Source organism: Sphingomonas metalli (genome assembly GCF_014641735.1).
Lineage (GTDB): Bacteria > Pseudomonadota > Alphaproteobacteria > Sphingomonadales > Sphingomonadaceae > Sphingomonas > Sphingomonas metalli.
Map to the genome: position 1 here is coordinate 734,251 of NZ_BMIH01000001.1, position 13,368 is coordinate 747,618.

The 13,368-nt window shown below is 68.8% G+C and carries 15 protein-coding genes; 7 read left to right on the plus strand and 8 right to left on the minus strand.

Translation table 11 applies throughout. The features are described from left to right. The first annotated feature begins 329 nt into the window (after positions 1-329). Entirely contained in the window at positions 330-1,523 is a 1,194-nt protein-coding gene (locus tag IEX18_RS03775) for a glycosyltransferase family 87 protein (RefSeq protein WP_188657290.1), read from the plus strand. Here IEX18_RS03775 and IEX18_RS03780 read toward each other — a convergent pair. Further along, positions 1,471-2,694, minus strand: coding sequence for an argininosuccinate synthase (locus IEX18_RS03780; protein WP_188657291.1), 1,224 nt, complete (start codon positions 2,692-2,694; stop codon positions 1,471-1,473). The two genes, IEX18_RS03775 and IEX18_RS03780, sit on opposite strands and share 53 nt — an antisense overlap. Before the next feature lie 90 nt (positions 2,695-2,784). Between IEX18_RS03780 and IEX18_RS03785 the strand changes: the two genes are divergently transcribed. Beyond that, the gene (locus IEX18_RS03785; protein WP_188657292.1) at positions 2,785-3,180 is read left to right on the plus strand and encodes an EF-hand domain-containing protein; all 396 of its coding nucleotides are present in this window, start codon (positions 2,785-2,787) and stop codon (positions 3,178-3,180) included. A 15-nt stretch (positions 3,181-3,195) separates the two neighbouring features. On the opposite strand, the gene IEX18_RS03790 is transcribed toward IEX18_RS03785, so the two are convergent. The 6 genes from IEX18_RS03790 to IEX18_RS03815 all read right to left on the minus strand — a co-directional run bounded on the left by IEX18_RS03790 (position 3,196) and on the right by IEX18_RS03815 (position 8,696). Next, a complete protein-coding gene (locus IEX18_RS03790; RefSeq protein ID WP_188657293.1) occupies positions 3,196-4,449 on the minus strand; it encodes an SAM-dependent methyltransferase in 1,254 nt (417 codons plus the stop codon). A gap of 33 nt (positions 4,450-4,482) precedes the next feature. Further along, positions 4,483-5,226 carry a molybdopterin-dependent oxidoreductase gene (locus tag IEX18_RS03795; RefSeq protein WP_188657294.1) on the minus strand — a complete coding sequence of 248 codons (744 nt, stop codon included), beginning with the start codon at positions 5,224-5,226 and terminating at the stop codon, positions 4,483-4,485. After that, positions 5,223-5,930 carry a cytochrome b/b6 domain-containing protein gene (locus tag IEX18_RS03800; protein WP_188657295.1) on the minus strand — a complete coding sequence of 236 codons (708 nt, stop codon included), beginning with the start codon at positions 5,928-5,930 and terminating at the stop codon, positions 5,223-5,225. Before IEX18_RS03800 ends, IEX18_RS03795 begins: the two co-directional genes overlap by 4 nt. Positions 5,931-6,086: 156 nt before the next feature. Then, the gene (locus tag IEX18_RS03805; protein ID WP_188657296.1) at positions 6,087-6,845 is read right to left on the minus strand and encodes a sulfite exporter TauE/SafE family protein; all 759 of its coding nucleotides are present in this window, start codon (positions 6,843-6,845) and stop codon (positions 6,087-6,089) included. An 82-nt stretch (positions 6,846-6,927) separates the two neighbouring features. Beyond that, positions 6,928-8,136 carry a dual-specificity RNA methyltransferase RlmN gene (gene rlmN / locus IEX18_RS03810; RefSeq protein ID WP_188657297.1) on the minus strand — a complete coding sequence of 403 codons (1,209 nt, stop codon included), beginning with the start codon at positions 8,134-8,136 and terminating at the stop codon, positions 6,928-6,930. A gap of 53 nt (positions 8,137-8,189) precedes the next feature. Continuing rightward, positions 8,190-8,696 (minus strand): hypothetical protein, encoded by a 507-nt coding sequence (locus IEX18_RS03815; RefSeq protein WP_188657298.1) that lies wholly within the window; start codon positions 8,694-8,696, stop codon positions 8,190-8,192. 147 nt (positions 8,697-8,843) lie between these two features. On the opposite strand from IEX18_RS03815, the gene IEX18_RS03820 reads away from it, so the two are divergent. The 5 genes from IEX18_RS03820 to recF all read left to right on the plus strand — a co-directional run bounded on the left by IEX18_RS03820 (position 8,844) and on the right by recF (position 12,587). Continuing rightward, a complete protein-coding gene (locus tag IEX18_RS03820; protein ID WP_188657299.1) occupies positions 8,844-9,500 on the plus strand; it encodes an outer membrane protein in 657 nt (218 codons plus the stop codon). Positions 9,501-9,776: 276 nt separating this feature from the next. Continuing rightward, positions 9,777-10,895, plus strand: coding sequence for a DNA polymerase III subunit beta (gene dnaN, locus IEX18_RS03825; RefSeq protein ID WP_188657300.1), 1,119 nt, complete (start codon positions 9,777-9,779; stop codon positions 10,893-10,895). Between the two features lie 3 nt (positions 10,896-10,898). After that, positions 10,899-11,153, plus strand: coding sequence for an AbrB/MazE/SpoVT family DNA-binding domain-containing protein (locus IEX18_RS03830; protein ID WP_188657301.1), 255 nt, complete (start codon positions 10,899-10,901; stop codon positions 11,151-11,153). Next, complete coding sequence (locus tag IEX18_RS03835) at positions 11,140-11,487, plus strand: type II toxin-antitoxin system PemK/MazF family toxin (RefSeq protein ID WP_188657302.1); 348 nt, start codon at positions 11,140-11,142, stop codon at positions 11,485-11,487. Before IEX18_RS03830 ends, IEX18_RS03835 begins: the two co-directional genes overlap by 14 nt. Positions 11,488-11,543: 56 nt before the next feature. Continuing rightward, positions 11,544-12,587 carry a DNA replication/repair protein RecF gene (gene recF, locus IEX18_RS03840; RefSeq protein WP_188657303.1) on the plus strand — a complete coding sequence of 348 codons (1,044 nt, stop codon included), beginning with the start codon at positions 11,544-11,546 and terminating at the stop codon, positions 12,585-12,587. A 314-nt stretch (positions 12,588-12,901) separates the two neighbouring features. Here the strand turns inward: recF and IEX18_RS03845 are convergent, their stop codons facing one another. Continuing rightward, positions 12,902-13,324, minus strand: a complete 423-nt coding sequence (locus IEX18_RS03845; protein ID WP_188657304.1) for a YMGG-like glycine zipper-containing protein — start codon at positions 13,322-13,324, stop codon at positions 12,902-12,904. Between the last annotated feature and the right edge of the window lie 44 nt (positions 13,325-13,368).

The window sequence follows — 13,368 nt, forward strand, 5'->3', positions numbered from 1 at the left end:
TCCGGCATCTACGGTTCCGCAAGAATCAAACGGCTTGTGCGCTTGTGGCGCGGTGGATGCCGGAACAAGTCCGGCATGACGGGGGTGATTTTCGCAGAGGTCTCGCGAAGGCGGGGACGCAGACGCGCGGCGTCCCGCATTACCCGCAAGCGTCAGAGGTTCTGGATCGCCGCCTTCGCGGGGATGACGGGAAAAGCCGGGTCAGCGAGCCCACGTATCGCGCCAGCAGCAGCGACCGCGCCATGCCGATCGACCCGCCTGACCGCGCGTCCGCCACGCTGCCCCCGCGCTAACCTCTTCTAAAGCATTAACCATTATCCCGGCACGCCATGGATGACACCGAGCGCGCCACGGGCCGTTTGCCCTCCCCCATCATCTGGGTCGTGGGGAGCGTCCTGATCGCCGCGCTGTTCTTCGCCGACTATCGCGCGCTGCATGACGGCATCATCGGCAAATCCGAGATCTGGGGCCGCGATTTTGCGAATGTCTGGACGGGGGGCAAGCTGGCGCTGTCGGGGCAACTCGACCGCCTCTACGATCTCGACCGCTATCGCGCCTTCGAGAGCGCGTTGTACGGGCATCGCGGCGTCCACAATTATTCCTACCCGCCCTTTGCGCTGTTCCTGAACGTGCCGTTTGCGCTGCTGCCCTATGGCGTCGCCCTGGCGCTGTGGCTGGCGGGAACGGGCTATCTGTTCGTGCGCGCCGCGCGGCCGTGGCTGTCGGGGCGAGCGAGCTGGCTGCTGCTGGTCACACCCGCGGCGATGATGAACATCTGGGCGGGGCATTACGGATTCCTGATCGGCGCACTGTTCCTGGCGGGGTGGCACTGGCTGCCGAACCGCCCGCGGCTCGCGGGGGTCGCCTTCGGGCTGATGGCGCTGAAGCCGCATGTCGCGATCCTGATCCCCGTCATCCTGCTACTGCGGAGCGAGTGGCGGACGATCGCGGTCGCCGCGCTGACCGTGGGCCTGCTGGTGCTGGTCAGCGCGCTCGCCTTCGGCCCCGATCTGTGGCTGCAATATCTGACCGTCACCTCGGGCGTGCAGGCGCGGATGATCGATCCGGGCAAGGAATTCTACGGCCTGATGTCGACCTCGCTGGCGAGCGGCCTGCTGCGCCAGCATGTCCCCGCCGCGATTGCCTATGGCGCGCAGGGGCTGGCGATGGCGGGCGTCGCGGTCGCGGTGACGATCGCGACGGTGCGCGGCGCGCCGCCCAAGACGCTGGCGCTGCTGGCGGCGACGGGCACCTTCGTGATGCTGCCCTATGCCTTCAACTACGACCTGACCGTGGTCGCGCTGGCGGCGCTGGTCACCTATGGCCGGGCGGACGCCGCTCCGCTGGAGCGGGCGGTGGCGCTGGTCGCCTTTCTGTCGCCGCAATGGGGAATGCTGCTCAGCGCGACCGGCATGCCGCTGACGCCGGTCGCGCTGATCGCGCTGTTCTGGGTGCAGGCGCGGCCGCTGGTCAGCCGCGGTCGCGACGTCCCAGCAGGCGCAGGCGCAATGCGTTCAGCTTGATGAAGCCGGCCGCGTCGCGCTGGTCGTATGCGCCCTGATCGTCCTCGAAGGTGACGACCTTTTCCGAATAGAGGCTGTGCGGCGACTTGCGGCCCGTCACGATGACATTGCCCTTGTAGAGCTTGAGCCGGACGGTGCCGGCCACCTTCTCCTGGCTGTAGTCGACCGCCGCCTGCAGCATCTCGCGCTCGGGCGAGAACCAGAAGCCGTTATAGACCAGCTCGGCATAGCGCGGCGCCAGCTCGTCCTTCAGATGCGCCGCGCCGCGGTCGAGCGTGATCTGCTCGATGCCGCGATGGGCGAGCGCATAGATGGTGCCGCCCGGCGTCTCGTACATGCCGCGGCTCTTCATGCCGACGAAGCGGTTCTCGACCAGATCGAGCCGGCCGATGCCGTGCTTGCGGCCCAGCTCGTTGAGCGCCGCGAGCAGCGTCGCCGGGCTCATCGCCTCGCCGTTCAGCGCGACGCCGTCGCCGCGTTCGAAGTCGATCGTGATCGTCTCCGGGCTGTCGGGCGCGTCCTCCGGGTTGACGGTGCGCGAATAGACGTAATCGGGCACCTCGTCCCACGGATCCTCGAGCACCTTGCCCTCGGACGAGGTGTGGAGAAGGTTGGCGTCGGTCGAGAAGGGCGCCTCGCCGCGCTTGTCCTTGCTGACCGGGATCTGGTGCGATTCGGCGAACTCGATCAGCTTCGTGCGGCTGGTCAGGTCCCACTCGCGCCACGGCGCGATGACCTTGATGTCGGGGTTGAGCGCGTAATAGCCGAGTTCGAAGCGGACCTGGTCGTTGCCCTTGCCCGTCGCGCCATGGGCGACCGCATCGGCGCCGACGGCCTTGGCGATCTCGATCTGGCGCTTGGCGATCAGCGGCCGCGCGATCGAGGTACCGAGCAGATACAGCCCCTCGTACAGGGCGTTGGCGCGCATCATCGGGAAGACGTAATCGCGCACGAACTCTTCGCGCAGATCGTCGATGAAGATGTTCTCGGGCTTCACGCCCATCAGCTCGGCCTTGGCGCGGGCCGGCTCCAGTTCCTCGCCCTGGCCGAGATCGGCGGTGAAGGTGACCACCTCGCAGCCATAATGCTGCTGCAGCCACTTCAGGATGACGCTGGTGTCGAGGCCGCCCGAATAGGCCAGCACGACCTTCTTGATGGAGGTGTCGCTCATGGCCCGCGCCCCTATGCGCTGGCGCGCGGCGGTGCAACGGGGTTCGTGCGTTCAGCCGCGGTGCAGGCGGGTTTGACTAGCCGCGGGCGCATGACCCGCCTTCTTCCCGCCGGCGCGCTGATCGTCGCCGCCCTCCTCCCCGCCGCCGCCAGCGCGCAGGAGACCCGCGCCTCCGCCGCCGCCAAGTTCAGCCGCGAATTCGCCGCCTCCGACACCAACAAGGACGGCAGCCTGTCGCGCGCCGAGGTGAAGGCGCGGATCGGGCAGATGGGGTCCGGCGCGAAGAAGATCGATCCGGTCCATGCCGAGCGGCTGGCCGGCCTGTGGTTCGACCGGGCGGACACCAACAAGGACGGCAAGGTGACCGAGGCGGAGGCGCAGGCGCTGCTCTCGGCGACCTTCGCGAAATATGACGCCGACCGGAACGGGAAGATCGGGGCTGCGGAGAAGAGCGCGGCGAAGAAGGGCGTCGCCGCGGGGCGGTAGGGTTCCGGCCTTACCTCATCCTCCCCCTTGCGGGGGCGGATAGGCTTGGCCCCGCAACCGGGCCTCGGCCTCGCCGATATAGTCCCGCGTCAGCGGCACCGCGCGGCGGCTCTTCGACAGCTGCACCTGATAGTTGCACATCCCCCCCGTCCGGAACGCCTCCGCCGCGCCGGCGAGATAGAAGGTCCAGAGCCGGTAGAAGCGCTCGTCGTAGAGCGCGACGATCGCGTCCTTCGCCGCGACGGTGCGGTCGTACCAATGGTCGATCGTCATGGCATAATGGACGCGCAACACCTCGAAATCGGTGGGGAAGAGGCGTGTGCCCTCATAGCCGCGAACGATCTCCGACAGCGCGGGGTTGTAGCCGCCGGGGAAGATATATTTGGTGGTGAAGCTGTCGGTCACCCCCGGCCCGCCCATCCGGCCGATCGTGTGGAGCAGCATCACCCCCTCGTCGGCCAGCAACTCGCGACATTTGCGAAAGAAGGTGCCGTAGTGCGCCGGCCCGACATGCTCGAACATGCCGACCGAGACGATCCGGTCGAACTGGCCCGTCACGGCGCGATAGTCGATCAGCTCGAAGCGCACCCTGTCGGCGACGCCCGCTTCCTCGGCGCGGCGGCGGGCGACCTTGAGCTGCTCTTCGGACAGGGTGACGCCCAGCACCTCCGCGCCGGTCTTGGCATGGATATAGAGCGCCATCCCGCCCCAGCCGCAGCCGATATCGAGCACGCGCATCCCCGGCTCGATCAGCAGTTTGGCGACGATATGCGCCTTCTTGTCCGCCTGCGCCTGTTCGAGGCCGTTGGCCGGATCGGTGAAATAGGCGCAGCTATATTGCCGGTCGGCGTCGAGGAAGAGGGCGTAGAGCCGGTCCGACAGGTCATAGTGATGCGCGACGTTGCGCTTGGACCGGCGCGCCATGTTGATCCGGTCGACCCGGTGGATCAGCTGGCCGGCGAGGCGGATCGGCATGGAAGGGCGCAGGCCGCCGCCCCGCTCCCACGGGCTGTTGCCCTTCAAGAGGTTGACGAGATCGCGGACGTCGCCCTGCTCGATCACCAGCTTGCCGTCCATGAACGCCTCCGCCGCACCCAATGCGGGGTGGCGGACGATGCGGCCGGCGACGCCCGGCTCGGTGAAGCGGATGGCGACGGTGGGAAAGGCCGGATCGGGGGTGCCGAAGTCTATCGTGCGGCTGTCGGCATGGGTCAGGGTGAGCCGGCCGCGGCGGACCTGGCGGGCGAGGAAGGTATCGATAAGCGCCATGCGCGCGGGTGCTACTCCGCAGCGGCGTGCGATTCAAATGCCAGCATACCAGTCATAATCGACATTATCCTCCCAATAGCCGCCGCGCCCCTTGCCGATCCCGGCAAGGCTGGCGACGGCATCGAGGCGCATCAGATATTTGGCGTGCTTGTAGCCCAGCTGCCGCTCGACGCGCAGCCGGCAGGGCGCGCCATGCGCCACGTCGAGCGGGCGGCCGTTCATCGCCCAGGCGAGGATCGTCTGCGGGTGGAAGGCGTCGACCATGTCGATCGACTCGTAATAGGGCGCGCCGCCATAGAGGTCGGCACAGGTGAAGACGATGTAGCGCGCGGCGGGGCGTACGCCGGCGGCCTTCAGCACATTGCCCAGCATCGGCCCGGTCCACTGGCCGATCGCGCTCCACCCCTCGACACAGTCATGCCGGGTGATCTGGCTGCGATTGGGCATCCCGCGCAGGTCGGCGAGCGACAGGCGCAGCGGCCGCGCGACGAGGCCGCCGACCTCCAGCCGCCAGTCGGCGAAGCGCGCGTCCGCCAGTGCGCGATAGGCGTCGGTGCCGGGATCGCGGGTGCCGTTCGAACGGAAGACGGGCGACATCTGCTCGGGCCGGAACTCGGGCGCGAGTGCGGCGCGATCGGTCAGCGCGCGTTGCAGCCCCTTCTGCATGTCCTCGCCCGCGAACAGGATGCGCCGTGCCGCGGGGATCTGCACCACCCGGTCGCAACCCGCGAGGAGCAGCCCCGCCCCGCCGGTCAGTATGCCTCGCCGGCCGATCATTCGGGCACCCGCCACCAGCCGGTCAGCATCGACCGGACCTCGTTGACCGGCCCTGCGAGGATGACCAGCGCGAGATGGACGATGGTGAAGATCGCGATGCCGGTCGCGCAGAGGAAATGGATCGACCGCGCCGACTGCCGCCCGCCCAGCACCTCCAGCACCCAGGGCCAGGCCGCGTTCATCCCCGGCGACAGCGCGATGCCGGTCAGGATCGCGAGCGGCAGCGCGACGAAGAGGATGAGGATGTAGGAGAGTTTCTGGAAGAGGTTGTACTCGCGCGGCCGCTCCGGATCGTGGAAGCGCAGGTTCCAGTGCGCCTTGAGGTCGGCAAGGAAATGCGCCCCGCTCAGCTCGCGCCGGCGCAGCCTGAGGTCGCGCGCGAAATGGCGGTTGGCGAGGCTCCAGAGCATGTAGCCGAGCAGGCCGAAGCCGAGCACCAGCGCGAAGAACAGGTGCCAGCGGCGCGAGATGGCGAGATTGTAGCTCGCCGGGATGGTGATCCAGGCGGGAAAGCGCGGCAGCTGGAGCCAGGCCGGATCGAAATTGGCGCCGTAGCGTCCCCAATAGAGCCGCGGATGCGCGTTGGAAATGCCGAGGCCGGAGCCGAGCAGCACGAAGATCGCGACCGCATTCACCCAATGCCAGATCCGCGTCGCCAGCGCGTGGCGGCGAACGGCGGTGCCGGGGGGAACGGGGCCTTCCATAAACCTGTGTTTAGCCGCGCTTTTCGGGAACGTCGATCCGGCTCGCGTGGCGCTCCCGATCCGTCATCCCGGCGCAGGCCGGGATCTTCGGCAAGTGAAGCGAATCAGCCGGGAAAGGCCCCAGCCTGCGCTGGGGCGACGATCCTTTGTAATCCCTCACCCGTAGGCCCGCACGAAGAACACGGCCGTCGTCCCCGCCGTCACCAGCAGCGTCCACCAGCGTACCGCCGCCGCGGGCAGCCGCTTGCCGACCACCGCGCCCAGCCAGCCACCGACGAGCCCGCCCGCGAGCATCGGCAGACAGGCATCCCAGCGGACCATGCCGACCGCGACGAAGACGATGGCGGCGGCGAAATTGGCGGTCGCCAGCATCAGCGTGCGCGGCGCGAACATGGTGCGCGGGGTTTCCCCGGCGAGCAGGCCATAGGTGGCGGTGGTCATGATCCCGACGCCGCCGCCGAAATAGCCGCCATAGGTGCCCAGCACCGCCTGCGCGATCATCAGCGCCGTCGGCCCGATCGTCACCCGCTCGCCGAGCCACCTCCCCAGCCGCGGGCCGACCGCGATGGCGAGGAAGGCGACCAGCAACAGCCAGGGCACGATCACGTCGAACGCCCGGCCCGGCGTCGCGACGAGCAGCACGCTGCCCGCCAGCCCGCCGATGAACGTGATCCCCGCCAGCACCCGCACGGAGACCGCGCCGACCGGGCGCAGCTCGCCGCGAAAGCTCCAGGCGCTCGCCCAGGCGCCCGGCATCAGCGCGAGGTTGGAGGTGGCGTTGGCGACATTCGCCGGCGTGCCGATCGCCAGCAGCGCCGGCATGGTCGCGAAGGTGCCGCCGCCGGCGAGCGCATTCATCGCCCCGCCGAAGACGCCGGCCGTGGCGGACAGGGCGATGGCGGCAGCGTCGGTCATCCGCGCGGCTGTAGGAGGGAATGGGCGCGAGGGGAACGAGACACTTCCTCCTCCCCCGCAAGGGGGAGGATCAATGGGGTGTCTACGCCGCCGCCACGGCCTCAGCCGCCGCAGCCTCGCGATCCCGCTCCGCCCGGCTCTTCTTCTCCGCCGCCGTCTTGAGCTGGCCGCACGCCGCGTCGATGTCGCGGCCGCGCGGGCGGCGGACCGGGGCGGAGATGCCGCCCTCGAAGACGATACGCGAGAAGGACGCGATCCGCTCCGGCGTCGAACATTCGTACGCCGCACCCGGCCAGGGATTGAACGGGATCAGGTTCACCTTCGCCGGCAGCCGGTAATGGCGCAGCAGCCGCACCAGCTCGTGCGCATCGGCGTCGGAGTCGTTCTTGTCCTTCAGCATCACATATTCGAAGGTGATGCGCCGCGCATTGTTCGCGCCGGGATAGTCGGCACAGGCCTGGAGCAGCTCGTCGATCCCGTATTTCCGGTTGAGCGGCACGATCTCGTCGCGCACCTCCTTGGTCACGGCATGGAGCGAAACGGCGAGATTGACGCCGATCTCCTCGCCCGCGCGCGCCATCATCGGCACGACGCCGCTGGTCGACAGGGTGATGCGCCGGCGCGACAGGGCTAGGCCGTCGCCGTCCATCACCAGCTTCAGCGCGTCGCGGACATGGTCGAAATTATAGAGCGGCTCGCCCATTCCCATCATCACGATGTTGGTGAGCAGCCGCCCCTCGGGCTGGCTGGGCCATTCGCCGAGGCCATCGCGCGCCAGCATCACCTGCCCCACGATCTCGCCCGGCGTGAGATTGCGGACGAGGCGCATCGTGCCGGTGTGGCAGAAGGTGCAGTTGAGCGTGCAGCCGACCTGGCTCGACACGCACAGCGTCCCGCGATCGGCATCGGGGATGAACACCATCTCGTAATCATGCCCGTCGGGCGAGCGGAGCAGCCATTTGCGCGTGCCGTCGGTCGAGACCTGCGCCTCCACCACCTCCGGCCGGCCGATGACGAAGCGCTCGGCCAGCCACGGATGCTGCGCCTTGGAGATGTCGGTCATCTGGGCGAATTCGGTGGCGCCGCGATTGTAGAGCCAGTGCCAGATCTGCTTGGCGCGCAGCTTGGCCTGTTTGGGCTCCAGCCCGGCATCGGCCAGCGTCTCGCGCAGCGCGTCCTTGGGCAGGCCGATCAGGTCGATGCGCCCGTCGGGCCGCAGGCTGGGCGCGCGCGGCACGGGCACGGGATCGACATGGCCCGGAATGGGCATCAGGTTCGCGGCTGTCTGCATCGCGCGCACATAGCGTATCCGGCCGCCTTTTTCCATGGCCCGTCCGGCGGGGATCAGCGCAGGGCGGAGCAGGCGAGCGCGGCGGCGTCCATCGCGGTGGCGGCGCCGGTCAGCGCATAGGTATCGGCAAAGGCGCGGCCGGTATTCGCCACCGTCTCCACGCTCATGCTCCGCCCGGCGCGCAGCGCGGCGGCGATCGCGCGATCGCTGGCGGCATCGGCGGCGAACGCGTCGCTCCCCTGCCCCGCCAGCCGGAACCGTCGCTCCCCGACGCTGAGCGTCACCGCCGCGCCCGGCCGCATCGGCCGGCTGAGCCGGACGTGGAGCGAGGAGCGCAGCCCCTTGGCGGGCCAGTTGGCGATGCTGGCGAAGGGCTGGCCGACCCGCGCCCCGCCGCCCGGCTCCAGATAGCGCTGCGGCTGGGCGATGGCGTAGCAGACCTCCGCATCGCGAAAGGCCGCCCAGCTCCGATAGACGCCCAGCGTGTCGCGAGCCGCCGCCGGACCCGCCGCGAGCAGCGCTGGAATTGCCAGGAACGAAGTGGCGCGGCCCCGTGTCACCCGGCGCTCCTGCGCTGCGCTGTGGCCCGCTGGCAACAGCTTTTCGCGTTTAGCTGAGGTTCATGCAGCCTCTCCGCATCCGGTTCATTGGGCGCCTGCATCATGCGGCTGCGGCCGCGGATGCGATGAAGAATCGGAGTGTTTTCTATGCGTAAGATGTTTGTCGCCCTGTCGATCGCCACCGCCGCGAGCGCGATTCCCGCCGCCGCCCAGTCGGTCGACCCCGTCTTCACCGGCCCGCGGATCGAGGGCACGATCGGCTGGGACAATCTGAAGGCCGGCAGCAGCACCGACGTGCCGAACGGCGGCGACCGCCAGTCGACCGACGGCTTCCTCTACGGCGTGGGCATCGGCTACGACCTGGCGGTCGGCGGCGTGGTGGTCGGCGCCGAGGCGGAGCTGAGCGACTCGACCGCCAAGACCGGCCGGCGCAGCTACACCCAGGATTTCGGCTACGGCCGCGTCAATGCGGGCCGCGACATCTATGTCGGCGCGCGCGCCGGTATCGAGGCGCTGCCGGGCACGCTGGTCTACGTGAAGGGCGGCTACACCAACGCGCGGCTCAACGTGCTGGCCGGCAACACCAACAACACCGAGACCGATACGAACTTCAACCTGGACGGCTGGCGGATCGGTGCGGGCGCCGAGCATGCGCTCAGCCCCAACAGCTTCGTGAAGGTCGAGTATCGCTATTCTAACTACAACCGCGCCAACATCCGGTACCCGGACGGCGCGAGCACGGGTCGCTTCGACGTCGATACCGACCGGCACCAGATCACCGCGAGCTACGGCTTCCGGTTCTGAGTGTCCCGGGCCGTACGCGCAAAGGCGCGTGCGGCATCCGGCACCAGCCCGCTCCCCCACCCGACCGCCCACAGAGTGTCCTTGATGGGCGGTCGGGTGGGGGAGCGGGCCGGTGCCGCGAACCGCGCTATAGCGCGGTTCCCAGGGAGGGCAGCTCTTCACGGTCCGTTTACCACCGGGGCCCGAGGGGGGCCGGGGCGCTTGCTCCGGCCCCTTTTCCGTGGGTAGGAACAGGCAAGACATGCCGCCGGAATCACCGGGGGCCAGGGGATTCGCATGAAGGCCACGATCGAACGCGCCACGCTGCTCAAGGGGCTCAGCCACGTCCAGTCGGTGGTGGAGCGGCGCAACACCATCCCCATCCTGTCCAACGTGCTGATCGAGGCGACCGCCGAAGGCGCGCTGAAGCTGATGGCGACCGATCTCGACCTGCAGATCAACGAGTCGGTCCAGGCCGCGGTGGACCAGCCGGGCTCGACCACCGTGTCCGCGCACACGCTGTTCGACATCGCGCGCAAGCTGCCGGAAGGCAGCCAGGTGCAGCTCACCGCCGCCGACGGGCGCATGACGATCGTTGCCGGCCGCGCGCGCTTCAGCCTCGGCACGCTGCCGCGCGACGACTTCCCGGTCATTGCCGAGGGCGAGCTGCCGACCACGTTCGAGCTGCCCGCCGAGACGCTGAAGCAGATCATCGACAAGACTCGCTTCGCCATCTCGACGGAAGAGACCCGCTATTATCTCAACGGCATCTTCCTGCACGTCGCCGGCGGCGACGGGTCGGACCCGGTGCTGAAGGCGGCGGCGACCGACGGCCATCGCCTCGCCCGCGTCACCATGCCGCGTCCCGAGGGCGCCGAGGGAATGCCCGACGTGATCGTGCCGCGCAAATGCGTCGGCGAACTCAGGAAGCTGCTCGACGAGGTGGACGGATCGGTCGGTGTGTCGCTGTCGGGCACCAAGATCCGCTTCGACCTGGGCCGCGCGATCCTGACGTCGAAGCTGATCGACGGCACCTTCCCCGATTATTCGCGGGTGATCCCGACCGGCAACGACAAGATCCTGAAGCTCGACCCCAAGAGCTTTATGGAGGGTGTCGACCGCGTCTCGACCATCGCGACCGAGAAGACCCGCGCGGTGAAGATGGCGCTGGACCGCGACCGCATCACCCTGTCGGTGACCAGCCCCGAAAACGGCACCGCCGCCGAGGAAGTGCCGGGCGAGTACACCGCCTCGGGGTTCGAGATCGGCTTCAACAGCCGCTATCTGCTCGACATCCTCGCCCAGATCGACGGCGATCTGGTGGAGGTTCACCTCGCCGACGCCAGCGCCCCGACGCTGATCCGCGAGAACGACAAGAGCCCGGCGCTCTATGTGCTGATGCCGATGCGGGTGTGACTGTTGACCGAGGTAAGGATGTTCCTTACCTCGGTCGGCATGATCGTCGGCAAGATCACATCCAAGTCGCAGACCACTGTCCCACTGGCCGTGCGGCGTGCGCTCCGGATCGAGTTGGGCGACGAGATCGCGTGGGAGATCGAGGGCGAACGGGCCTATGTCGTCAAGGCTCCGCGTCCAGCAGCGGGGTTCGCGCCCGACTTCAGCCAGTTCACCGAATGGGCGGACGAGCTGGACACGGACTATGACCGTCTTTGAGCCGGGCGCTATCGTCCACGCCCCCTTCCCGCATGTCGAGCGTGCGGTCATCGTTCGACGGCCCGCGCTGATCCTTGCGACCTTCGACACGCAGGACACCGGGATCGGCCCACTCGCCTGGGCGCTGATGATCACCAATGCTGCACGTCCGGCGTGGCGGGGCGATGTCCTGATTCCCGACGCCGAGAGCATCGGCCTTCTGATCCCATCCAAGGTGCGGACGGCAAAGGTCACGACGATCGCGACCGGCGATGCGATCAGGATCGGTCGGCTGGATGGCAGGGTCTGGACCGAGGTGCGATCCATCGTGCTCGACGCGCTCGATATCTGTTGATTTCCTATATCGCGGCCTTGCCTCGCCTTGGTCGTCCGGGCTGCTAAAGCCGAATGGTGATCGACCGCCTCACCCTCACCGATTTCCGCAACCATGCGGCGCTGACGCTCTCGCCCGGTGCGGGATTCGTGGTGCTGACGGGCGAGAATGGCGCGGGGAAGACCAATATCCTCGAAGCGGTGTCGATGCTGGCGCCCGGGCGCGGGCTGCGGCGGGCGGCGCTGTCGGCGATGGCGCGGCAGGCGGGGCCGGGCGGCTGGGGCGTCGCCGCGACGCTGGTGGACGCGGTCGACCTCGCCACCGGCACGCTCGCCAGCGCGCCCGAACGGCGCGTCGTGCGGGTGCAGGGGGCGACCGCCGGCGCGAACCAGCTGGCGGAATGGCTGACGGTGCTGTGGCTGACCCCGGCGATGGACCGGCTGTTGACCGCGGCGGCGGCGGACCGGCGGCGGTTCCTCGACCGGCTGACGCTGGCGCTGGCACCCGGCCATGCCCTTCACGCCACCCGCTACGAGGCGGCGATGCGCGAGCGCAACCGGCTGCTGGGCGGGGACCGGGCGGCGGATCCCGAATGGCTGTCGGCGCTGGAGGCGCGGATGGTCGAGCATGGCACCGCGCTCGATGCCGCGCGGATCGCCACCGTCACGGCGTTGGCCGAGCGGCTGGCGGAGCAGCCCCAAGGCCCGTTCGCGCGCGCGGCGCTGGCGCTGACCGGAGAGGCGGTCGAAGCCGAGGCGTTCGCGCGTGCCCTGTCGCTCGGGCGGCGACGCGATGCGGCGGCGGGGCGGACGCTCGATGGCCCGCACCGCGCCGATCTGGCGGTGACGCACCTCGACAAGCGGCAGGCGGCGGCACTCGCCTCGACCGGGGAGCAGAAGGCGTTGCTTCTGGGGATCGTACTGGCCCATGCCGAACTGGTCGCCGACCGGACCGGACGGGCGCCGGTGCTGCTGCTGGACGAAGTGGCGGCGCATCTCGACCCGGTGCGGCGCGCTGCGCTGTTCTCGCGGCTGGCCGGGCGGGGTCAGGTATGGATGACCGGGACAGAGGCGGAGCTGTTCGCGGAAGCGGGGGAGGCGACGCGGGTTCGGGTGGGGTGATCCCCTTCCCCGACATTCGTGCTGAGCTTGTCGAAGCCCCGTTCTTTCTTCCTCTCCGCGCGCGTGCGGCCCGGGAGAAGACTGGTGCTTCGACAAGCTTAGCACGAACGAATGGGGGGGCAGCCTAGAGTCTGATCCATTTGGCCAAACTCGTCGCCCCAGCGCAGGCTGGGGCCTTCTGCGGCTCTTGCCCCGTGATATGACCGGGAGATCCCAGCCTTCGCTGGGATGACGCCCAGCCCAGTCCTGACCGATCACGGTCTAAGACAATGAGTAGGGGCCGCCCTCCCGAAGGAAGGCAGCCCCCGCCCGCATCAGCGGCAGCTCTGGTTGCGGTCGATCTCGCGCCCGGCCAGCGCGCCCACGCCCGCACCCACGATCAGCCCGGTCGTGCTCGGCGCATTGTAGCGTCCGCCACGGCCGATCTCGCGGCCGAGCAGGCCGCCGACCACCGCACCCAGCACGCCGCCCGTGGTGCCCGAGCTGCAGCGGACGTTGTAGCGGCGACGATCATAATAGCGGCGATCGTCATAGCCGCGGCGATCGTAATTGTCGTAATAGCCGCGACGGTCGTCATAGCGGCGATCGTCGCGCCGATAGTCACCGCGATCGTAGCGATCATAGCGGTCGGCATAGTCGTAACCGCGTCCCCAGCTCTGCGCGGCCACCGGAGTGGCGGCAACACTGGTGATCGCCACGCTGGCGACCAGAGCCATCTTGGTCAGGGCCTTCATCATCGATCGTCTCCTCGTGGCGATACTGCGATGACATGGCTTATGCG